We start from the raw sequence: 23,722 nt of genomic DNA on the forward strand, positions 1-23,722 counted from the left end.
TTTTTCGTAGGGCGTTGCCCTACGCTATATAATTAAGCCCTTTCAGGGCACCCCAATAAATATATAATTGTAAGGCTTTCAGCCTAACTGCTAAATTCCCATTTATCATTTCAATTTAAAACGGTATACAACCATGGAAGCGGCTTCCAATTCGAACGGCTGATTCAGGTCCAGTCCGACTTCCGTCTCTACCGGTTGGACTTCATTCGGGGTAAACGGGGTGTTTTCTTTTCCCGGAACCAGTACCAGGCTTGTTTTATGTGCCTTGACGGGACGTTTGAAGCCGGAAACTTCCGGTTGTAGAGTGACTTTTTTATCCTGCAGGTTTATCAGTTTCAGGATATATTGTTTGCTGGCCGTATCATATCCCATCGTAACAAAGATGTTCTGCAAACCTTCTATATCCTTGATCGCTGCATCCAGACACACGTCAAACGTGTTATCCCTGAACATCTTCGCCAGGTAGAAGAAGGAAGTCTTTACGCTACTGTCTACTCCATTAATCAACATCGGCAGGAAGATACGGTGTTCCAGAAAGTCCCAATGCCTCATCACCGGACGTTCGGCAAACAAGGGATTCAAATCACCGTTGCGTTCTATTGACATACGGATGGCTCCGGTAGCCAGCAGGTTATAAGGATATTTTCCGCTAATACCCAATTCGCCGATAAATAGATCGGCAACACCCCGTTTGTAGTTATCAAAACGATAATGCTGTTCGCAAGCCCATTCGATTGAGTTATAATAATGTTCGTCGAACACTTTCACATTCTTCGGGTTGACAAAATTGGGAATATCCTTCCGTTTGTCATCATTCTCTCTTCCGACTACACGGATGACACTATTGGCTATATAAATCAAGTCAGGATATTTGGCGGACAACGCCTGATAGATTTTCTCATAACGCTCCCAATACACAGGTCCGAAATCTTCATTTCCAATCTCGATATATTTTAGCGGGAAAGGAGCGGGATGACCGTTCTTTGCCCGTTCAGCTCCCCATTTCGTAGTTGTATCACCAATGGCATACTCGATGGCATCCAACGCATCCTGGATATAAGCGTCCAGATCGACATCAATGTGTCTGAAATTCCACTGTGGACTTTGCTTCACCCAACCACTGCAAATCATACCCGTAGGCATCACATACATCGCATCAGCTCCCACATATTCGCACAATTCATAAAACTCATGATAGCCGATTCCGTCGGTACGGTAATAAGGCGCCCATTTGCTCCACTGTCCCGGACGATTTTCAATCGGTCCGAGCGTCTTTTTCCAGTGATACATCGTTTCTTCATTGACTCCGTGCACGATGCATCCGCCCGGAAAACGGATAAAGCTGGGAGAAAACTCTTTCAGGTTCTGAACAATGTCTTTACGGAATACGGATTTTCCATCGTTCCAGGTATCGGACGGGAACAGGGAAACGACATCTATCTGAAATTGTCCTTTCGACATCGGTTGTATGGCAAACATTCCACGCCGGACGTTCTTTTCCGGTTTCAGTTCACCGGTATATTTTGTCCAGTCCCGATTCCCTACATTCACTTCGATCACATTGCTCACCCGCTGTCCCCATTCGTCAACCAGAAATACACATAACGGAGCGGAATAATTCCTGTTCTTCAGAAACAAGGAAAGGCGGTAAGACGTATCTGTCTTCAGGTTCATTCCATAATATCCACGGTTGAGAATCAGGGCATCCGGATGGTTCGCAATATCTTCCGTGACATTAACCAGCAGCGAATACTTATTTTCCCCGCTCATCGGATTTTCATCCGTGCGACTGATAAATACAGGAGTATATGATAACGGATAAGTCGTCCATCCAATCAGCGGATCGGCCTGAAACACTTTTTTCTCTTTAACGCGGGGAGCCGGAACATTTTCATAAAGACCGTTCTTCACAGATAATCCGGCAGGCGGTGTAGCTTCTTCAAACGAACGGTTACGTATCAGTTCGGCGTGCAGGGCACCCTCGCCCATCATTCCTATTTCCTCATAATGGAAACCGTACTTTACGGGAGCCACTTTGTGGGTTTTCGATTTATTGATATACAACGTTCCATCGGAGGAAGACGGAGAGGAACTATTCCCATATACCAGAGGTAATGTGAAAAACAGACCGATACCAAACGTAAAGGATTTGACTGTCGAATGATTCATAGCATTTGTTTTTAGAGTTTCACATTGCAAATGTGGTCTTTTCTATCCAAGAAAAACAGAAAAATAATGCTTAATACCTGCAATCATGTATAAAAATCTGTAGCGAAGCGGCAAACTGAACATGAGTGCTGCCCGTTTGAACAATTCTACGACTGTTCAAAACAAAAAAAGACGTATCTTTAGGTCGTGAAAATCAATCAGAAAAGCCATGAGAACCACCTTACTTAAATTCGTACTCTTATTTAGTCTCGTGCTCTTAAATACAAGCTTGTCGACGGGACAGATTCAATATAATAATATACGCTTCAAACAGCTAAGTATAGCTGAAGGACTCCCGCATAATACGATCAATGCAATTACCCAGGACAACCACGGGTTCATCTGGTTTGGTACACGCAACGGATTGTGCCGATATGACGGTTATAATATCAACCTGTTCGCACATAATGAAGCCGACAGCACCTCACTCCGCCACAATTTCATCACACGCTTATATAACGATTCGCTCCGTAACATTCTATGGATCTCTACCGATCAGGGCATCTGCAGCTATAACTACGAGACAGAAGATTTCAGCCGTTACCAGATTAAAGGGAACACTAAGGATGATGTTTGTTTCCTGAACACCAGCGATGGTATGCTTCTGGCCGCTTGTAGCAACGGGCTCTACCGTTACAATGAACAAGACAGTCTGTTCGTTCCTTTTCTTCTCAATGAAGAAAAACCTCATGTGAGATACCTTGCGGAGGACGGAGACAAAACCTTATGGATAGACACCAACAAAGGACTGATGCGATACAGTCTGGAGAAGAAACAGTTCGTTTCCCTCCCGACTCTCATCCAGCCTTTTACACAGCAATGCAACAATGCCGTCCTGATCTCGTCCAACCAGCTTTTATTTAATACTAACAACGATTTTTTCGTCTATCATATACAAAGCAATACGCTGTGTAATCTTTCGAAAGACCTTGAAGTGAAAGACTTCCGGTGTGCGGCAACCGACCATACGGGGAATATATGGGTAGGCACGGAGTATGGCATCTTTGTCTTCAACAAACTCTATCAACTGATTGCACACTACGAACAATCGGAACGGGATTTAAGTGCGCTGAACGATTCTCCCATTTACAGCCTTTATCAGGACAAGGCTCATAATATGTGGGTGGGAACCTATTTCGGAGGAGTCAATTATTATATATTCGGTTCCGACCAGTTCCAGATATATCCATACGGAGCCAGTTTCAATCATTTGAGCGGAAAGGCTGTCCGCCAGATTATCAATGCTCCGGACAATGGTCTGTACATCGCCACCGAAGATGGCGGATTGAACTACCTGAACAATAAGAAAGAAATCACCCGTGCCGAACGGCTTCACAAGCAAATGCAAATCTACGCCAAGAACATACATTCTTTATGGCTCGACAAAGATAACAGCCTGTGGCTCGGACTGTTCCTGAAAGGAGCTCTTCACTATATACCGCATCTAAACCGCACGGTGGACTATAATCTACTGTCGGATGAGGTTTCTTCCGGCTTCTGTATCATCGAAGACAAGAACGATCATATCTGGTACGGAGGCCCTTCCGGCTTATTCCTGATCGACAAGAAGAAAGCGAACTCCCGCCCAGAAAAGATTTCATCTCTCCGTGTCTTTAACCTGGTACAGTTTAATGACAGTATACTTTGGGCAGGAACCCGAAAAGGCAGTATATTTCAGATCAATACCCATACACTGAAAGTAACCTCGCTCCCTATCCTGCCGCATACCGATCTCTACATCACCTATATCTACCCCGATTCACATCAACGGATATGGATAGGTACAGACAACAACGGGCTTTATGTATCAGACCGCAACGGTAGCATTATCGCCTTTTACAGTAAAGAACAGTTGGGATCCAACGCCATCAAAGGTATCATTGAAGATGAGATGAGTAATGTTTGGGTAGGTACCGGAAACGGACTTTGTTGTATCAATTCCCAAGCAGGAAGCATTGACCGATATACCACGGCCGACGGATTGCCCATCAACCAGTTCAACTACTCCTCCGCCTGCAAGAAGCCTGACGGAGAATTGTATTTCGGAACTATCAACGGTATGATTTCTTTCTACCCGGAACAGGTACGCTCCGTCAATCCCCGTTTCAACATTGCACTGACTGCCATTTGGAGCAACAGCGAATATATGTCGCCCAACAATGAGAAAGCATTCATCCCTTCCTCTATCTCCGAACTGACAGAGATCACCCTGACGCACGAACAAGCCCAATCCCTGCGTCTCGAATACTCCGGACTGAATTATCAATATACCGACAACACTCAATATGCGATGAAAATGGAAGGTATCGACAAGGACTGGCAGTTTGTAGGCAACCAGCATCAGGTACGCTTCTCCAATCTGCCTTCAGGAAGATATATCTTAAAGATCAAAGCCAGCAAAGATGGTATCCACTGGGACGAAACGGGCCAAAAGGACCTTGCTATCAGAGTCCTTCCTCCCTGGTGGCTCTCGCCGGGAGCATATTTAGTTTATGCACTACTCTTCCTATTAATCATTTACGCCGCATACAGATATACCAAAACGCGTATCATCCTGCTCATGCGATTGAAAACGGAGCATGAACAGCGCGTCAACATAGAGAATATGAATCAACAGAAGATCAATTTCTTCACTTACATCTCCCATGACCTGAAAACACCGCTGACCCTGATTCTATCGCCTCTGCAACGATTGATCCAGCAGCCACAAATCAGCAACAACGATAAAGAGAAACTGGAAGTCATCTACCGAAACGCCAACCGGATGAATTATCTGATTAATGAACTATTGACGTTCAGTAAAATCGAGATGAAACAGATGCGTATCAGCGTCCGGAAGGGAGACATCATGCACTTTCTGGAAGAACTGTCGCACATCTTTGACATTGTAGCCGGAGAACGGGAAATTGACTTCATCGTCAATCTGGAAGACACCGAAGAGGAAGTCTGGTTCTCGCCTTCCAAGCTGGAACGGATTCTTTATAACTTGCTCTCAAACGCATTTAAATATACCCAGCCCGGCGGATACGTCAAGTTGAGTGCCAAACTAATAAAAGAAGAGAAAGAAACATTTGTGCAAATCTCCGTCAAAGACAATGGCAGGGGGATTCCTAAAGAAGCTCAGGAACAAATATTTGAAAGTTATTACCAGGTTGAGAAGCGAGACCATCGCGAGGGATTCGGACTGGGATTATCGCTTACGCGTTCGCTCATACACATGCACAAAGGAGAAATCCGGGTAGAAAGCGAAGTCAATGAGGGTTCGGACTTTATCGTTACCCTGAATGTATCGGAGGATGCTTATGGTCCCGATGAACGCTCGTCCGAGAACATCACGACCGAAGAAATACAGAAATATAACCAGCGAATCAAGGAAACCATCGAACTCATTCCCGAAAAGCTGACCAACAAAGAAAAAGATCCTGCTCGGGAATCTATTATGATTGTGGAGGACAACAAAGAAATGAATGATTATCTTGCCAGCATATTCAGTGAGAAATATGATATTATACGGGCGTATAACGGTGCGGAAGCCTGCAAGAAGATAGCCAAACAGCTGCCTAACCTCATTATATCGGATTTAATGATGCCGGTGATGGACGGATTGGAATTTACGGAACGTGTCAAACAGGACGTAACGACCAGCCATATCCCCGTTATCCTCCTGACTGCAAAGACTGATGAAAACGACCATACGGAAGGTTATCTGCGTGGAGCCGATGCATATATCACCAAACCCTTCAACGCCAAGAATCTGGAACTGCTGGTACAAAATATCCAAAAGAGCCGGAAACAGAGTATTGAACACTTCAAACAGGCAGAAGAACTGAACATCAAGCAAATAACCAACAACCCGCGGGATGAAATATTCATGAAAGAACTGATGGAACTGATTATGGCGAACCTCACCAAGGAAGACTTCGGAGTAACGGAAATCACAGCCCATCTCCGCATCAGCCGCAGCCTGTTGCACATGAAGCTGAAATCACTCACCGGATGCTCCATCACTCAATTCATACGGACGATCAAAATGAAAGAGGCTAAAACTCATTTACTGAATGGTATGAATGTCTCCGAAGCATCATTTGCCGTCGGTATATCAGATCCGAACTACTTTACAAAGTGTTTCAAGAAAGAATTTAATATCACTCCGACAGAGTTTCTCAAACAGTTGAAATAGAAAGCAAAAGTAACTGCTTCAGAAATTCAACCTACCCTTAGACAACGTGTCAACTATTAATAGAAAAGTTCTTTTGCTCCCTTTGCAAAGATCTCTTCCCTTCATAGTAAAGTTGTCTTTGCCCTATTTCAAACTATAAACGCAAGTTCCGTTTATATAATTGCAAGCTTTGTTTTTATAAACGGAACTTGCATTTATAAAAACAAAGCTTGCAATTATAGTTTGGAATGAAGAAAAAGGAAGTTATCCAACCGGCAAAAAGAAGTTTGGTCTATATCAAAAGGAAGTTAGCTATTAATAGCCAACAGGGCAAGTAGGTATATATTGTAAATCAACTACGCCCAACAGAAAAAGATATCGCCGGTAATTAATCTGCAACATTCACTGATGTAGCTAATTACCGGCGAGCAATAGAAATCTATAATCAACTCATACCTATTCTACCATTCCTGGAAGCGTAAATCAGCTTCCGGATTCTGACGACGAATCAGTTCCTCGTCAACCTGATAAGTGACGCCACCTTTCGTGTACTTATAAGAAAGGGTAAACTTAGGCTGTTTCCCTACAAATTCCAATGATTCGGCTGCAGGATCTAATGTGGCGGATGCATCTGTGATAGCGACGCTTCCTCCGGCTTCAATATTGACGCTTCCATCCGGATTGACTGTCAGATTCACCGACTCATTGTTTTCCAATGTGTTTCCGAAACCCGGTCTGCGTACTTTGTTTCTACCTAACGAAACAAAGTCGCGGGTCATATTCTGACTCAAATCCTTGTTACTGTATTCAGTAACCTGCTGGGTAGACAAATTGGTAACTTTTCCTTTCACAAAGTAGGTACCATGATACTGGCTGACAAATTTGACAACTACAATACTGTAATCCTTCAAATTACCATTCACATCAGTACTAATTTCATCCTGATTATGATCGACCAACCGGAAAGGGATTGCATAGTGCTTGTTCAAAGCAGCATTGTCTTCATAGAAAGCATCGGAGAAAGTCACTTTCACATCTGCGATTGCCAGGTTCGGGTTGCTGATCGTCATCTTGTTCGGATTAGCCAACTGATAATAGTTTTCCGGCATTAGTGTCAAGCCCGTACCATCCAATAAAGACGGATCGATCTCGAATGTAGCCCAATCATCGGTATGCACCTCTCTTTTACCGCCAATAGCCACTCCTACCTTTATCGACATATCTGTATCGGCTACCAGTGTCCGCAAAGGTTTTTGCGAAGCAAAGTACACAGAACTCTTATCGTAGTCCTTTTCATAATCGTCATAACAAGCAGTCATCAGAACGCTTATCAGCCCTATCCATAATATATTTAGTCTTTTCATTGTAAATAAGTATTTATATCAACAGCACGTTATTCCCAACCCTGATTATTCATTAGATTCTTATTCTTTTCCAGCTCTGCATACGGTAATGGCATGAAATAGTTTTTCACTTCATATTTCCGTTGTTCCACTTTCTGTACTTTGAAGCTGAATGTGCCATCTTCATTGCGGGTAACGGCAACACCCTCCACCTCTTCGTTCAACGGTAATACCCAACGACGCATATCAAAATAACGATGATTCTCGAAAGTAAATTCCAAGCGACGTTCGTTCTGAATCAACTTTCTGAACGAGTCCTTACTTTGAGCCATTTCATCCAGATAAAGATCAAAATTGATACCCCCGGCTTGCGAACGGATTGTTTTCAATATTTCGTATGCAGAATACAGGCATCCTTCGGCTTTCACCGTCGGGTTGCCCCAAGCCTCATTGGCAGCTTCGGCAAAGTTAAGAAGAACTTCCGATTTCCGTAACAAAGGATTGTAATGAACCGAGTTTAACGTCTGAATCGGATTCAGCATAGCCGATTTCTTGGAAACGAATTTAGCCAGATAATAACCCGTACGTGTAGCATTCTCACTAAACGAAGGAGAATCTTTTCCACCCTCGGACATATCCAACGGCTGGCCGGAATCGCCAAATATAGCACTATGATAGTAGACATTCAGCGCAAAGCGATTATCAAGTACGGCATAAAGCTGCGTCAGATCGAAATCAGGATCAGACAGATCGACACCGGAACGAACATCGGTTGCCGGATAACCATTCTTCGCATAAAAAGCCTTTACCAGATTATGAGAAGGAGTGGTACGAGCACTTCCATAATAGAATGGCGGGAAATGAAGGCCTTCCAGTAGATTACTATTAAAATATTTGCGGAAAGCATAATCGGAACTTTCGGTCTGCACATCGGCAATGGAGGAAGCCGCAACAGGAACATAAGTTCCGAAACCTTCCATGCCCAGAATCTTATTGATCTCTTTGGCTACCGCTTCCCATTTTGCCTGGTAAACCGTAGGATTCAGAATTTCGAATTGTCCCATGCCGGTGATCTTCGTCACGTCATCATCCTGCATGGCAGGGCTTGCGCTATATAAAAGCGCACGACTTTTCAGAACAGCTGCCGCCGCTTTCGTGGCACGGCCGATTTGTGTATTACCAAACTCCAGGTCATCTCCCTGATACACATTCGGTAATAACTCGATGGCATTATCCAAATCGTTGACGATAAAATCGACTGTTGCCTGATAAGTAGGACGAAGAAATTCACCGTTCTGCGCGGCCTCATCCTGCGAAATAAAATGATCTGCCAACGGAATACCCAACGCTTTTCCATTCTTCGCCTTTCCGCCGTACATCTTCAATAGCTCAAAATGCCACCATGCACGCAGGAAATACGATTCACCTTCCAGACGCAGCTTGATTTGCTTGTCCACTTCCGGATCGGTGCGGTTGTACTGCACCTGGTCGGTCAAGCCGTTTTCGAGGAAAGAGTTTACATAGTTCAACATGTTATACGCATTACTCCAGTTTCCGATCGGGTTGTTAAACGCTGTCATCCCACCCATATTTAATTTATAGACAGAAGAGCTGCGCAGATTAGTCACTGCATTATCGGTAGCACAATCCAGAAAGTTATCTTCAAAACAATCCGGGCGGTTGGCTATGCCATTATAAGCTTTATATAGTACGCCTTGAGCAAGTTCCGGCACTCTCCAGGTATCAGAGTCTCCGATCTGCCACGTCACCTTTGTATCCAATGTGTCGTCACAAGCACAAAAGAGAAACAGACCTGCTAAAACGCAACTTCCTAATATATGTTTCATATTGCCATCTATTAATTGTTCAAAATTAAAATACAAAAGAGACTCCGCCTGTAAAAGTACGCGTCACCGGGTAGTTTGTCACACCGGCATTCAGCAATTCAGGATCCAAATCTTTCACGGAAGAAAGCACAAACAAGTTTGCACCACGAGCGAAAACCTTCATCTTCTTCACTACCGAACTTGGGGAGAACTGATTGAACGTGTAGCTCAATTCAACATTCTTCATACGGAAGAAGCTTGTATTCTTCAACCAGAAAGAAGAATTGCGGAAGTTGTTCTCACCAGCAGTGGTTGTCAGGCGCGGATAATTTCCGGTCGGATTGTTTGCCGGATGATAACGGTCTAATGCCAGTTTGGAGTATTTACCTTCTCCATTATTCCAGTAATAAGCATTCGTTGCCCAAGTGTGAACGCCCAGTTCGGAATATCCCTGAAGATACAACCCCCAGCCTTTATAACTTACATTGAAATCGATGCCCAATGTAGTACGTGGGAATGAGTTTCCGAGTTCCTTTACGTCACGACCGTCAATGATTTTATCACCGTTCAGGTCTTTGTAGGCGATGTCGCCTTCCTGATAATCGGCAAACGTCTGGGTTGCATGTCCGTTGATGACTACATCTTTGCCAAATAATCCTTCGGCAACCAGTCCCATCATAGCATCGGTAGAACGCCCCACTGTGTAGCGGTATTCTTCACCATGTTTCACCTGGTTCCATTTCAATACTTTATTCTTTGACCATACGAAATTGGCTCCTACCGAATAAGCCCAGTCGTTGATGCGGTCGCTCCAAGTGAACATTCCTTCTATACCATGATTCAAGACGGAGCCCATGTTATCCTGGTAGGTAAAGTTGCCAGTATAATCCCCGTAAGAGGCATCAACAGAACCGATGATGTCCGTATGTTTCTCACGGAAATAGTTCATTTCGGTATATAAGCGGTTGTTCAGGAACAAGCCTTCCACACCGATGTTCCATTCTGCTGCCTTTTCCCATTTCAGGTTCGGATTGCCCGCACGGACAAAAGTGGAATAGTAAGCCGTAGCGCCATTGTTCGTTGTTCCGAACCGGAAGCTGCCGTCTTGCGACCAGGCACGTTCATACAATAAATGTTCAGTGCTTCTGTCATAGCCCAATATACCGGCGCTGGTTTTCAGTTTCAGGAAGTTCACGTATTCATTGTCTTTCAGGAAATCTTCATTGCTTAGAATCCAGGCAAGGCCACCCGCAGTCGAGAAGAAGTATTTATTTCCCGATTTGAAACGGTTGCTTCCCATCAATGCCATGTCGGCTTCCACAGCATAACGGCGGTCATACATATAGTTTAAGCGCAATGCGTAGTTTGCATTGATGATGTCCTGGGTCACTCCCTGATTCGTTGTTTTCGAGTACATGTAAGTCAGCCGTGCCGATACATCATGCTTTTGGTTGAATGTATTCTCGTATGCAGCAAAGGCATTCCAACCCAATGTCTGTTGTAAGGTAGTCGACTTCCGACTCTGTGAAGTGGCTACATCTGTTTTCTTCATCTGGGTGTACATGATCTGTTCCTCACCGGCAAAGTTACGATATGTTTTGATGGCATACGTCGGATAGACTTTGCTCAAAGAGAGTTGCAGGTAATCATAGTTGTCGAAAGAAAGGAAAGCACCGGCTTTCAACCCTTTTGTCAGCATATCAAGATCGAATTTCAAACCGATATTGGTCTGGCTGCGTGTATAACGCTCATCCGTATATCCTCCGTACATTGTTTCCGCGTATGCATTCATCGGACGCAGCAGACTTGCGCCAAACAAAGGAATTCCGTCCGAGCTGGCTAGTCCGGTTTCTTCCGGTGACATAGTCAGCGGGTATTCATTCGGACGATGCGTAGACAGGGCCGTAAATACCTGACCACAGTCCAATTGCCCCCATTTACGCATTTCCATACGTCCGGCAACGTCTGCGGATATAGTCAGGAAATCCGTTACATTGAAGTCGAGGTTTCCGCGAAGAGTCAGACGGTGCAGTTGCGGAGTATAGGTAACGTCTTCAAATCCGCTACCTCCTACATATCCGGCAATCAGGGCATAACGCACTCTGTCGGTACCTCCCGTCATATCGAACGATACTTTCCGATAGTTGGCATTTTTGTTCAATAACTGATCGTACAAATCGACGTTCGGATACAATAGGTCATTGGCTCCTTTGGAGTTTTTATATCCTTCCAGTTGTTTCTGATTATAGTAAGGAGTCAATCCGTCATTTGCACGCGCTTCATTGTACAGATTAGCATACTGATAAGAATTCAGAAAATCAGGAGTACGCGTCATCTGTACCACACCTGCTTCGGCGGTTGCGTTATAAATGCGGCGGTTGGCCTTTCCTCTGCGGGTAGTCACCCAAAGTACGCCATTCGCAGCACGCGCCCCATAAAGAATCTTGGCAGTGGCATCTTTCAGCAACTCGATACGTTCGATTTCTTCAGGAATCAAATCCGCTGCCGGACGTTCCACACCATCGATGATAACAATAGCTGTATTCTCCGACATGCCATGCTGGCCACGGATAAATAAATCAGGCGTATTATTACCCAATCCGCTGACTGTGGAGCGAACTTGCAGACCTAACATTTTACCTTGCAGCATATTAGTCAGCGTCAAATCAGGGAACGTTCCGAACTGTCCGTTCTCCAGTACGCTCGTTGCGCCTACTTCATTCCCTTTATACGTCTTGCCACCATCGGCTCTATTCACCAACGATTCTTCGGTCAGGAACAGAGGCTCTTTCTTCAGGACAATCTTTTCAGGAACGATATTGCTGCCTGTCAGCTTATACACTTTATCTTCATATCCCAAAGCCTCCACCATGACGGTTGCGTCATTCTCGACCTTCGTCTGAAAACGTCCCTTTGCATCTGTATATAGAACGACTGCGCCTTCTCCACAAATGATAGAAACATTCTTCAACGGGCTACCTTTCTCGTCGGTAACAATAGAAACTACTTCCACCAAAGGCTTCTTCGCCGACTTTCTCTTTGATTTATTCTGTGCGAAAGTCAGGCTAGAGCCAACGATAAGGACAAATATGAGCCCTATCAGTCTTATATATCTAATCTTGTTTCTCATATACTTTTCTTTATTTTAGGTATCACCATCCGGGGTTCTGTTGAAGATTATCCAAAGCCGCCACTTCATCCATCGGTAGCGGATACCAATAATTACGCTTGTTAAACGTCCGCACGGCTGTCCTCACCGGAACATACTCGTAAGTAAAGTCGGTCAACTTATAAGTGCAGGCTTTTTCCACTTTCAACTGGTCGGCCGTATAAGAATGATTGATCGGGGTTGCTTTGACACCCATGATCGGATATTCACCCTTAAACAGGTCTTCAGCAATCATCCAACGGCGGATATCATACCAGCGGTGTCCTTCGAACATCAATTCCACACCACGTTCCCGACGATAAGCTTCTCTAAAATCCACTCCATCCGGTAGTTCGCCGATTCCGGCTCTTACACGGATTTTATTCAAAGCCTGACGGGCCGACATCGTACAACCCGTAACGACTGCATCCGGATCACCTGTCGCCTCGTATGAAGCCTCTGCCATATCCAGATAAACTTGCGAAACACGAATGTACACAGCCACCAAACGATATAATTGGAAACCAGCTTCGCCAAACAAAGGCACACTTGCTTCCGGCCAAATGAACTTCTTACACATATATCCGGTCTGTTGAGAGCCTCTCGTAAACTGATTGGTAGAAATGAAGTTCTCGGAGTAACCGCCCGAATAAGTAGTCAGATAATAAGGAACACCCTGTAAATTCTTTCCCCATTGCTCACCGGGCACGAGGATATTATTAGTGAAGCGAGGGTCTCTATCCGAGTAAGGATTGGTAGTCTTTACCGCATCATAACCGGAACGCGGATCAGTGATCGGATAGTAGTTGCCGTCAGCTCCCTTACGTTCGTACATATCTACCGCATTTTGTGTCGGAGCATTATAAGGAGTACCTTCGGCACCGGTTTTATTATCGTATGGTTGTGTCAGCCATTGCGCTCTGACGAAAGCAGACCAGTTGCCATGATGCCAACGCAGGAACCATAAGTATTCCGGCTGTGCGAATTGATTGGAATTAGGCATTAATTGAATACTACGATATTCGTCGTGATTCATCAAGCGATAATATTCGTGGCTTTCAATAGCGTTGATTGCCTTTTGCGCACTACGGGCAGCTTCGGCAGCCATCTCTTTTCCATATCCTTTGTTTTCAATAGAATTCAAGTCGTTCTGCATCAAAGGGCTGGCAGCATAAAGCTGTGTCATCGCTTTTAATGCCATGGCGCTTACTCTGTCAGGCCGTCCATGTTCCTCGTCAGGCCAGCTTATAGGTAAATATTCAATGGCTTTATCCAAGTCTGTCTGCATCCAAGCATTGGATTCCTGATAAGTTTTACGGGGAAAGTCAAAGTCGTCCGATGCTCCCCAAAGCTGGTCAAAGATGGGCATTCCGCCATATCGTTTGATAATCTCAAAATAGAAGTAGGCACGCAGGAAATGAGCCTGTCCCAGCAGTTTTCTCCTTTGGTCGTCTGTAATGGATTTCACTTGATCTACTCCGCTAATCACACGGTTCACGATACGAAGTCCGGTATAAGCACGAGAAATAGCACTTTTGAAATTCTTCCCATCACTTTTACTTCCTATTTCGAAACGTGTACCGGCATTCTCCAGCCAGTTACCTGCATTGACAAACTTCGACGGATCATTATCGCGAACGGATGCATATTCATCCGATAAATTACCTACCGTTACGTATGTATTCGAATAAGAGTTGATACCATGTGTAAAGATTAATATATCATCATTTTGAAAGATGCGGTCCATGAACCCTAACAAACTGCTATAATCTTTATAAACATCATCTTCGGAAAGTCCGTCATCAGGAGAGCGGTCCAGATAGTCCTCACAGCTTCCTACAAACAGCCCCAATAGAATGATCCATATCCAATTCAACTTATGTCTTCTCATATCAGTAAATTTAAAGTGTCTCATAATCCTAATCTAAAACCAATGTTATAACGTCTCACCACCGGATAAACATTCTGTCCCGAATGTTCGGGGTCACGGCGGGAATCACCTTTTGAGAACGTCAACAGATTGGTACCGTTGACATATACTTGCAGTTTTGTCAGACGTAAAGGCTGCAACCAACGCTTCGGAATCTGATAATTCACTTCCAGGTTCTTCAAGCGAAGATAAGCATGGTTGGTATATGTGTATGTACTGGCCACCGAATTATAACTTCTCTGAACATGAATACTGGGGCGAATCGGACCGCCTTGAATCGGAGCATCGGCTGTCCATGTATTCAACGTATTTGGTTGAGCCTTGATATTACCTTCCGGGAAATCCCATAAATAGGAAGGAATCGCTTCTTTATAAACGTCCATAGCACTGTACCACAACATATTGAATCCGATTCCTTTGTAAGAACCTCCCAATGTAAATCCGAGGGTAGTAGTCGGATAGTTCAGGTTTTTCATCGGAACCATATCCTTAGCATCAATCATGCCGTCACCATTATAATCGATGTAATACAAGTCTCCCGGAATCAATGTATTATGTGTACCATTGGCAATAGTGGACTGCGCCGAGTTATAAATATCATCCAATGACTGGAAGTTTCCTGTTGCCAGGTATTTATTCACATATCCGATTGACTTTCCGGCTTTTTTCAAATATTCGCTCTGATTCTTCGGGTCATCAATAAAGACAACACGGTTCTCACTGGTTGCAAAATTAAACTTCGCGTAATAATTAAACTTTCCGATACGGTCGTTCCAAGCAATATCCAGTTCAAGACCGTGATTTTTAGTCTTACCCAGATTCACCTGCGGAAAAGCAATACCACTATCGGCCCATGACGGAATCGTATTACGTGTCATTAAAATGTTATTACGCTTTTCATCGAACAAGTCCACAGTAAAGTTTAGTTTACCCCACAAACCTATTTCGATACCGATATTCTGCTTGATAGATTCTTCCCAAGTAGCGTCGGGGTCGGCCAGTTTTCCTTCTTTGTACAAAGGTCCCCAGTTACTGGTCTGATATTTACCAAACTGTGCATTGGCAGATAGTTGCTCAAACTTCTGAATATAGTTAAAACGTGTAGCACCTTTATCATTACCAACTACTCCATACGAATAACGCACTTTCAGGTTGGTCAGTACACCTTTGGTCAATTTCTTCACCCATGGTTCTTCACTGATACGCCAACCGATAGAAGCGGACGGGAAGAAACCGAAACGGCGTCCCGGAGCAAATTTTTCCGAACCAGTGTAGGCACCGTTAAATTCAGCAAGATAACGCTCTTTGAAGTTGTAAGTGACACGGCCTACCCAGTCTTCTTCGTAAGCCGGGAAGTTCATCACACCCGAATTAGCAGTATTGGTCGATTCGTTCATCTTACGGTTAAACACAAATAAGGCACTTACATCGTGATCGCCAAATTGACGACTATAATTCAATGCTAATTCGTAATAAAGTTTACGTCCGTAAGCCTTGAATCCGTCATAAACACCACCAACAGGTAAATCTCCGGGAGCATTTTCATCCGGATAGCGTTTCTCGGTATAATTATAAGTAATTGTTCCGTCAGCATTATAAATAGGATTCGTGTAATCATACACACGATTAATACGAATATGCGTACGCTGGGCAACCAAATCGTCTTTACCCAAAACCTTACCCGGCATCAACTGGGTGGTCCATGATGAAGAAGTAGTATAAGACAACGATGCTTTCAATGATAGCCCCTTTGTAATAAAGTCTAGTTTCTGATTCAAGATTACATCGTAGAAACCTTGATGCTGTTTGATATTACGACTACCTCCTTCGTTCATCAGACAGGCTATATTCTGATCGGAACTTAACCCGTCCCCCCATATTCCATTGCTATATTTAATCGGAAATTCATTACTTGGAGCCGTGAAAAACGTTTTAAAAAAGCGCTCATCCGGAGAATCAACATTCTCATAATAAGACGGTTGGTTCTGATACCCCATCTTACCGGCCACATTGAACGACAGTTTGGTGGTACTTGTTATATTGAAGTCGAAATTACTACGCCAGTTATAACGACGGTAGGAGAAAGAAGGATCGAAATCCTCTTGTTTGGTAGTATTAAAAATATCTCCGTCATGCAAATAACCCAAAGATACGAAATAACTCATTTTCTTCGTACCACCACGTACATTAAGATTATAAGCCTGTTCATAACCTACATTCTTTACCAGTTCTTTCCACCAGTCCACTTCGGGAAAGACATCGTTATACGGACCATAATTTCCGGTAGCATACGCATTTTCCCATGCGGTAATGGTAGATTCGGGAACCATTGCTCCCCAGTTACCATCATTAGCCTGTGCCCTGTTATACTGTTTCATAGAGGTCACATAGTCAGACCATTCAGGAGCAGCAGAAGGTTGTTTAAAACCGAAGTTAGCTGTGAATGAGATTTCCGGTTTCTGTTCGAGTCCGCGTTTGGTTGTCAACAAGATAACGCCGTTCGCACCTTTCACACCGTAAACCGCAGTTGCCGAAGCGTCTTTCAGTACAGAAATAGATTCGATTTCGTTCACATCGACATCGTTGAAGTCACGTTCGATACCATCCACTAATACCAGTGGCTCCGCTTCTCCCCAGGTAGACTTACCACGAATCAATAAAGAAGCCTTATCGGCTCCCGGCTTTGAAGTGGAATTGATGGCAACCACACCCGGCATCTGACCTTGCAAGGCTTCGGAAACGGAGTTCACGCTACCTATCTTTAATAAATCATCTCCTTTTGCAGTAGCAATGGAACCGACACTGGATACCTTTTTCTGTACACCGTATCCAACCACTACCACTTCTTCCAGTGTCTCCGTATCTTCTCCTAAAGAGATTACTCCTAAAGTCGTTTTATTCTTTAAATCCAGTTCCAGAGTTTTATAACCCACATAAGAAATGACAAGTATGTCTCCTTTCGATGCCTTCACAGTAAAATTACCGTCAAAATCAGTAATCGTACCGCTTCCCGTACCTTTCACGCGAACACTGACTCCAATCATCGGTTCACCGGATACTGCATCCTTCACTTGTCCCTTCCAATAGATTTGTTGTGCCTGCACGTCCAGCGCACAAAGCAAAAAGCAACAAAGACAGAAGAAAGAAAAATAAAGTCTGTTCCTTTTCATAAACATTATTTTTAACTGTTAACAAATTCTTTATCTCATAGCACAAATTAAGCGGGAAAATCTTCAAATGAAAGGGAAGAATCTCCTTAAAACCCGTACAAATGTGCAAAATAGATTTCTCTACTACATTTCTGAACAAATCACTTCCACATTGGCTTTATGACATGCTCTTTGTCTACGGTGATGTTGTATACGCCGTCATTTCCTTTCTTCAGGATGAGCGGAACAATACGTGTTTTACGAGGGGACACGGTGGAATCTGAACGATGAACGTGGTAAACATAGTAATATTTTCCATCCAGACCTTTAAATACATCTCCATGTCCTGATCCGTTTTCTCCTACGAGACTGCGATGAATGATCGGACTGTTCGGATGCTTTTTCCACGGACCGAAAGGGGAAGAAGCAGTGGCATAACCTACCGAATAGTCGATATTCATAAAATGATTGGCAGAATAGAAGAGGTAATATACCCCGTCCCACTTCATAACAGTCGGTCCTTCCATCACCGGTGCAGACTTATAGTTCGGAGTCTTTTCCCAAGGCTCCGTACAGTCCATACATTGTTTCAATGTTTCCGGTTTGATACTTCCCTTCTTTATGTCAAACTCGGCTACCCAAAGATAATTGCCTTTATTAAAGCGGACATGATACAGGTAGTATTTTCCATCATCATCCTTAAATAGGAAAGAGTCTATATTCTTAGCGGAAGCGTCTATCGGTTTGACTTCCTTCTGCCGGAAAGGTCCGAATACCGATTTTGAGGAAGCAATTACTGTTTGCTCATTAGCAGTATAAGTGAAATAATAAGTTCTTTTATCCTTAAAGTATTGAGGTGCCCAGAAGCCTTTTTCACCATACGTTCGATCTCCTTTCCGCAGAATCAGTTGTAGAGAAGTGCCATCAGGCACCGTCCAATGCTCCAGATCGGTCGATTCGAGGATAGCAAAGCCCTGCGGTTCCTGATTGCGTGTGCCGGTGAGGTAATACTTGCCGTTTTCCACATAAATTGTAGGATCGGCATAAGTGATCTCCTTCTCATTAACCGAATCAGCCCGTACCCCAGTGACAGACAAACCAATGATTCCTAATGCGAGAATAAGTCTTTTTGTCATTTTATATTTTTTCATACCTATTTTATTCTATATCTGATCTTTATCTCATCTACAAAATTTCAATCTAACATCCAAACCAAACCGGGTTTCTCCCCTGCGAGATTCCATATTGCTTCATCCCAAGAAAGAGCCTTGGCAGCATCTATCGGGGTACTCATCGTAGAAAGACCATTGTAACGGTCGGCACCAAATGTTTGTGCTCCGTAATCGGGTATTTCTTCGTCTACGATAGCGGGCGTATTGGCAGAGAAACGACATTCCATATTTGGATTCGCATAGCAATTATTAGCCTCATTCTTGTTAAAGCGTCCGCAAATTCTTCCCGACTTGGGTGCACCGTTAGAGAATAATTTCTGGTTCCAAGCCACACAATGTGTTACGGTGATTCCTGTCGCCTTGTTAGCAAATCCCATAATACCGCCTACCTGGTTTTGAGCGGAAACCTCGCAATCGGAATAACAATAAGAGATCACAGCTGTCGGACTAGGATCTACAAATCCGGCAATACCACCCGCAGGATTCGCCACTTTCATCGGGAAAGCTTGTGCGAGACCTGAAGAATAACACTGCGTAACGATAGAATATAACATACGTCCAACGATGCCTCCTACACATGATTCAGTCACAATATCCCCAGTGGAAGAGCATTGAGAGATCGTTGCTCCGCCTCTCGTTTCCCCACAAATACCGCCGGCGCACCATACGGCAGTAATATCCGTTGCCGATGTACACTGATGAATTTTACTATCTGCACCATGAAGTCTTGCACAGATACCACCAGCCTGACCGTTATCCCAGGCAGCCGCTCCCGTTCCCGAAGTTAAAGAAATCGTACCGGATACCCGAACATTCTCCACGATACCCGGAGAAGTAGCAGCTCCCACCTGTCCGGCAAGGATGCCTGCCATCTTTGTATTGGCTGTAATCTGCGCATTTTCAAAGTTTATATTGGAACACTTACCAACCAACAATCCAAAGAATCCCTGATTAACAGAAGAGGAAGTATTTACTTTCAGATTACGAATCGTATGGCCGCCTCCATCCAATACAAGTTGTTTGGAAACCGAGGTCTCTATCGGTTGCCAGTCTACACCTTGCAAATCAATATCATTCTCTATCTTGGCATAGATCGTCTTACCATCTTTGAGTTTCTCTCCGAGAGTTATCAAGTCGCTCGTTGTCGCCACGGTATAAGGGTTGTCGATTTCTCCCTGTTTCTGTTGCAGGAAGAAAGTCATTGTACTTTTCTCTTGATTGACTGCAAGATCATCGGAAACCAGTTTCAAACCGAGAACGTATTTCTTTGATCCGTCAAGCGTACCTAAATCATGGAAGCGCAAATTTACCATACGCAGGACATCGTCCCCCTTAAAATTAAAATTACTTCCATCCAGATCATAATATTCCACAGGTAAGAGGTGATATTCTTCACCAAACTCTTTGGCATCGACAACAGCCAATTCCGCCTTTGCTTCTTTTTCGCAATGGCTTTTCTCCACCATAATGTTATATTGGTATTCCGGCTCATCCAGATATAAATCATATTTGCCTGTCTGATAAAGCGACAAGGTAATATTGGAATAGGTAACTTCAGCCTTTTCCGGCTGTGTCAGATCCATGACTTCACCACATGATATCAACGAAAACACCATTAATGACGCTACAATAGGAATGTATCTTTTCATAATATCTTTCTTTTAATTATTAAAAACAGGGATTACTATACCGACGTTATCTCCTGACAACCAAACTTTATCTCCGTCTATACGAACTACCTCCATCTCCATCCCTTCTTTGAGGAAAGAAACTCCTTGGAATGAGAATTCAGTCTTTATCTTTTGACCAACAGCCGTGGGCTTCCCGTCAAACTTCACATGAATGTATTTGCTTTGATCCGAATTTTGTAGGCGATAAGTCAACCGTTTAGGATTAATTGCAGCCTGAAGTTGTTCCTGCTCTGTAAAAGTACAAATTCCATCCAAACTATAAAACCCAACTTCGGTATATCCTGTTATATTCTTCTTATCAACCCCGTTTTCGGCATATTCCGTCTCCGCACAAGAGGTGAAAGCCAACAAACATACCAACACTACATATATTACTTTCATAAGCGAATAAATTTAAGATAATTACTTTCTAATAGTTGTCGACAATATTTCTACCGATCCATCCTTATAAGTCACTTCGGCGGTAAGTATTTGTCCGTTCAGGTTCTTATTCACTATATTGATTTCCTGTCCATCCAGCTTTACTTTATAAGATGAGACATCAGCCGGCAAATTTAATAGTTGTACTAACATATATTCATCCACTTGTTGATATTTCAACAAAGGAAACTTTCCTGTTACAGACTTGGTCTTAACATCATCCTTCCACAACACGGCATCATCCGATTTCAGCAATGCTACATGGTAGGCAGTTCCGGGAACAAGATTTTCAACCAATGTATAGTCATTCTCCGAATCAAGCGACCGACGTACTACCTCTGTTCCATTTTCATCTGTTACTGACAATATACCTGTTTTATCGGCTCCATTCCCCCAACGAATGAACAATTCCCGTTGCCCTCCGACAAGGCTGGAAACTGCCAATCCATCCCGGGCAGCGATGAAATCGGGATACAGCAATGGATTGGGATTGTAGAATCCGTCTGCATCCAGTCCTAAATAACGGGAAAAATAAATTCCTCCAAGTTCCCACATTTCAGTCTTCGCATCGTAAACAGCTCTCGCTCCACCGGGAACCACACTAAAACGTCCGGTAATGGCATACGTATCATATTTCTTGAACACCTCATAAAAAGTTTTATACCAATTCTTCGGATACCAGGAATAACTCTCAAAAAGGCTCTTGAACTCGGTTGCACTGACCGGTGTACCGGCGTTAGCTTTTTCGGCTATCAGATTAAGATATTCGTAAATTTTCATCCCGGCCGTATAACCATGCTTGGTTCCCCATTCTCCCAGTGCGTCGGCTACATGAGGATTTAAAGCACGTACCATAGAGAATTCCGTGCAAATCAGTTTCTTTGTTACACCATATTTATCGCGGATAATACGGAAATCATCTTCCGCCTGGTTGATTTTCAATGCGTGAACGTGCAAGTCGAGCCCTACAACATTAGGATTGTTATTAACCACAGAGACTACTGCAGGTACCGTTTCGCTCTTCGGCAACTCGGAAACACGGTTCAATGCTCCGGCATAAATATCAAATGTCCAGCCATTAGCCTGTTTCCAGGTAGTCAGCCGATTGGCAAACTCATTCAGAAATGCCCGATAATCTTCACCATCCGCATGACAGAGATCGGTATCCAATGCATTCTCCCATTCCGGCTCGTTACCCATGACAAGTATTTCAATATTCTTCGCCATATCATAGGTTTTCAGTAATATTTCCGTTGCCTGAAATATGTACTCCATCTCCTTAGTTCCTACTTTGGGAACCGTATCGGTATATAATTCAAAAGGTATTTTCAGACTCAAGATGAATTTCACACGGTCGCCCAACGCTTTCTTGGCCTGAATAAATTTCAATGTAGGAATATGTGTCCTGATGACATTTTCTTTCACACCAACAATCTTCCCGTTTTCATTCTGAAGAAACAGATTGGGGATATTGACAAATCCTCTCACCCAACTCACTTTCGACTGTTTCAACATCTCTATTTCCGTAATCGGGTAATCTATATTTTCATTATAGTTCGCCCCCAAATCCTGCGCCTTTGTTCCCATCGAACATAAGAACAGCAATACAAACATTAAAAAAGCTTTCATTTTCATATACATACTTCAAGGTTAATTGTCCGACATCGAACAGAACAAAGGTAAAGAAATAAATCCCGGTAGAATAGAACGATTGTTTTATCAACGGGATTTATGTTCAGAATAAACATTTGACCTTATTTTAATGGTTCTTCTTCTACTTCACTGCGATAATAACCGTCCACTTCAGCAAAGAAATTCTGCTTCAGGGAGTCCAGAAGTTCGAGCTGTTGTGCCGCCATATTCTGGTATTGAGTTCGGTCGGCTTTTACATTGAATAAACCGTATTCACCCAAGTTACCCAATTCATTTCCGGTCAGGTTGCGTTCGGAACCTTTATAAGGAGGCATCATAATCCAGTCGCCCGAACGATAAGCCATACGTCCTTGCGCTTCCAACACTACATCCTTGCGGGCAGTCTGCTCTTTTCCGAAGAAAGCATCCAGATAGTTCCGACTATCCAAACCTTCCGGCAAATCGGCATGTATCATCGACCCCAGAGAAGCAAGAATATCTACCTGGCAAACCAGTGCATCGGACACAACCGGCTGAATCTTTCCTTTCCAATAAACAAACAAAGGAATATGCGTACCACCGTCGAACAAACTATATTTACCTCCGCGCAGACCTCCTGCAGGAAGGTGATCGCCTGCCAATTCGGGAGCTCCGTCTTTGTAACCGTCATTCAGAACCGGCCCGTTATCACTGGAGAAGATAATCAGTGTCTTTTCCAACAATCCTTCTTTCTTCAAGTGGGCAAGCAGTTCGCCGACACACCAGTCTGCCTCAACGATGGCATCGCCACGAGGCCCCATCGTTGTTTTGCCCACAAATCGCTGGTGGGGAGCACGAGGTACGTGAGGTTCGTGCAAGCCATAATACAGGAAGAAAGGAGCATTTTTGTGTTCAGTCACAAAGTTCTTTACCTTATCTACAAAATAGTCGGCCATATCCTCGTCTTTCCAACGGGCTTTCTGTCCGCCTTTCATATATCCGATACGGGGAATTCCGTTTACTATAGAGTTATTGTGTCCGTGTGCCCACTGCATTTTCAGTCTC

Annotated in this window: 12 protein-coding genes; 1 reads left to right on the plus strand and 11 read right to left on the minus strand. The window is 43.7% G+C overall.

The features are described from left to right. Positions 1 to 105 precede the first annotated feature (105 nt). Positions 106 to 2,169, minus strand: a complete 2,064-nt coding sequence (locus tag KFO40_RS05445) for an alpha-L-arabinofuranosidase C-terminal domain-containing protein (protein ID WP_211146165.1) — start codon at positions 2,167 to 2,169, stop codon at positions 106 to 108. A gap of 208 nt (positions 2,170 to 2,377) precedes the next feature. Between KFO40_RS05445 and KFO40_RS05450 the strand changes: the two genes are divergently transcribed. Further along, on the plus strand, positions 2,378 to 6,388 hold the full coding sequence (locus KFO40_RS05450) for a two-component regulator propeller domain-containing protein (protein ID WP_211146166.1): 4,011 nt from the start codon (positions 2,378 to 2,380) through the stop codon (positions 6,386 to 6,388). Between the two features lie 440 nt (positions 6,389 to 6,828). On the opposite strand, the gene KFO40_RS05455 is transcribed toward KFO40_RS05450, so the two are convergent. From KFO40_RS05455 to KFO40_RS05500, 10 genes are all read right to left on the minus strand, one after another. Next, the gene (locus tag KFO40_RS05455; protein WP_004302773.1) at positions 6,829 to 7,731 is read right to left on the minus strand and encodes a BT_3987 domain-containing protein; all 903 of its coding nucleotides are present in this window, start codon (positions 7,729 to 7,731) and stop codon (positions 6,829 to 6,831) included. A gap of 29 nt (positions 7,732 to 7,760) precedes the next feature. Continuing rightward, positions 7,761 to 9,557 (minus strand): RagB/SusD family nutrient uptake outer membrane protein, encoded by a 1,797-nt coding sequence (locus KFO40_RS05460; RefSeq protein ID WP_211146167.1) that lies wholly within the window; start codon positions 9,555 to 9,557, stop codon positions 7,761 to 7,763. Between the two features lie 25 nt (positions 9,558 to 9,582). Then, complete coding sequence (locus KFO40_RS05465; RefSeq protein WP_015531888.1) at positions 9,583 to 12,666, minus strand: SusC/RagA family TonB-linked outer membrane protein; 3,084 nt, start codon at positions 12,664 to 12,666, stop codon at positions 9,583 to 9,585. Positions 12,667 to 12,688: 22 nt separating this feature from the next. Continuing rightward, on the minus strand, positions 12,689 to 14,575 hold the full coding sequence (locus tag KFO40_RS05470) for a RagB/SusD family nutrient uptake outer membrane protein (RefSeq protein ID WP_087318222.1): 1,887 nt from the start codon (positions 14,573 to 14,575) through the stop codon (positions 12,689 to 12,691). 20 nt (positions 14,576 to 14,595) lie between these two features. Then, positions 14,596 to 17,784 (minus strand): SusC/RagA family TonB-linked outer membrane protein, encoded by a 3,189-nt coding sequence (locus KFO40_RS05475; RefSeq protein WP_211146168.1) that lies wholly within the window; start codon positions 17,782 to 17,784, stop codon positions 14,596 to 14,598. Positions 17,785 to 17,924: 140 nt separating this feature from the next. After that, positions 17,925 to 18,914, minus strand: coding sequence for a glycoside hydrolase family 43 protein (locus KFO40_RS05480; protein ID WP_118195273.1), 990 nt, complete (start codon positions 18,912 to 18,914; stop codon positions 17,925 to 17,927). Between the two features lie 44 nt (positions 18,915 to 18,958). Then, positions 18,959 to 20,584 carry a DUF1735 domain-containing protein gene (locus KFO40_RS05485; RefSeq protein WP_118195271.1) on the minus strand — a complete coding sequence of 542 codons (1,626 nt, stop codon included), beginning with the start codon at positions 20,582 to 20,584 and terminating at the stop codon, positions 18,959 to 18,961. A 12-nt stretch (positions 20,585 to 20,596) separates the two neighbouring features. Beyond that, a complete protein-coding gene (locus tag KFO40_RS05490; protein WP_074556622.1) occupies positions 20,597 to 21,007 on the minus strand; it encodes a hypothetical protein in 411 nt (136 codons plus the stop codon). A 21-nt stretch (positions 21,008 to 21,028) separates the two neighbouring features. Then, positions 21,029 to 22,687, minus strand: coding sequence for a hypothetical protein (locus tag KFO40_RS05495; protein WP_120070124.1), 1,659 nt, complete (start codon positions 22,685 to 22,687; stop codon positions 21,029 to 21,031). A 113-nt stretch (positions 22,688 to 22,800) separates the two neighbouring features. After that, on the minus strand, positions 22,801 to 23,722 hold a 922-nt coding region (locus tag KFO40_RS05500; RefSeq protein ID WP_211146169.1), incomplete at its 5' end, for a sulfatase-like hydrolase/transferase.

Origin of the sequence: Bacteroides sp. 1001302B_160321_D4 (assembly GCF_015667765.1) — a bacterium.
Taxonomy (GTDB): domain Bacteria; phylum Bacteroidota; class Bacteroidia; order Bacteroidales; family Bacteroidaceae; genus Bacteroides; species Bacteroides xylanisolvens.

What these genes read in the sequence shown, in the direction of transcription:
- KFO40_RS05485 (WP_118195271.1), bottom strand. Translation starts at nt 20,584, where the DNA reads ATGAAAAGATACATTCCTATTGTAGCGTCATTAATGGTGTTTTCGTTG.
- KFO40_RS05450 (WP_211146166.1), top strand. Translation starts at nt 2,378, where the DNA reads ATGAGAACCACCTTACTTAAATTCGTACTCTTATTTAGTCTCGTGCTC.
- KFO40_RS05495 (WP_120070124.1), bottom strand. Translation starts at nt 22,687, where the DNA reads ATGTATATGAAAATGAAAGCTTTTTTAATGTTTGTATTGCTGTTCTTA.
- KFO40_RS05460 (WP_211146167.1), bottom strand. Translation starts at nt 9,557, where the DNA reads ATGAAACATATATTAGGAAGTTGCGTTTTAGCAGGTCTGTTTCTCTTT.
- KFO40_RS05445 (WP_211146165.1), bottom strand. Translation starts at nt 2,169, where the DNA reads ATGAATCATTCGACAGTCAAATCCTTTACGTTTGGTATCGGTCTGTTT.
- KFO40_RS05455 (WP_004302773.1), bottom strand. Translation starts at nt 7,731, where the DNA reads ATGAAAAGACTAAATATATTATGGATAGGGCTGATAAGCGTTCTGATG.
- KFO40_RS05475 (WP_211146168.1), bottom strand. Translation starts at nt 17,784, where the DNA reads ATGAAAAGGAACAGACTTTATTTTTCTTTCTTCTGTCTTTGTTGCTTT.
- KFO40_RS05470 (WP_087318222.1), bottom strand. Translation starts at nt 14,575, where the DNA reads ATGAGAAGACATAAGTTGAATTGGATATGGATCATTCTATTGGGGCTG.
- KFO40_RS05480 (WP_118195273.1), bottom strand. Translation starts at nt 18,914, where the DNA reads ATGAAAAAATATAAAATGACAAAAAGACTTATTCTCGCATTAGGAATC.
- KFO40_RS05465 (WP_015531888.1), bottom strand. Translation starts at nt 12,666, where the DNA reads ATGAGAAACAAGATTAGATATATAAGACTGATAGGGCTCATATTTGTC.
- KFO40_RS05490 (WP_074556622.1), bottom strand. Translation starts at nt 21,007, where the DNA reads ATGAAAGTAATATATGTAGTGTTGGTATGTTTGTTGGCTTTCACCTCT.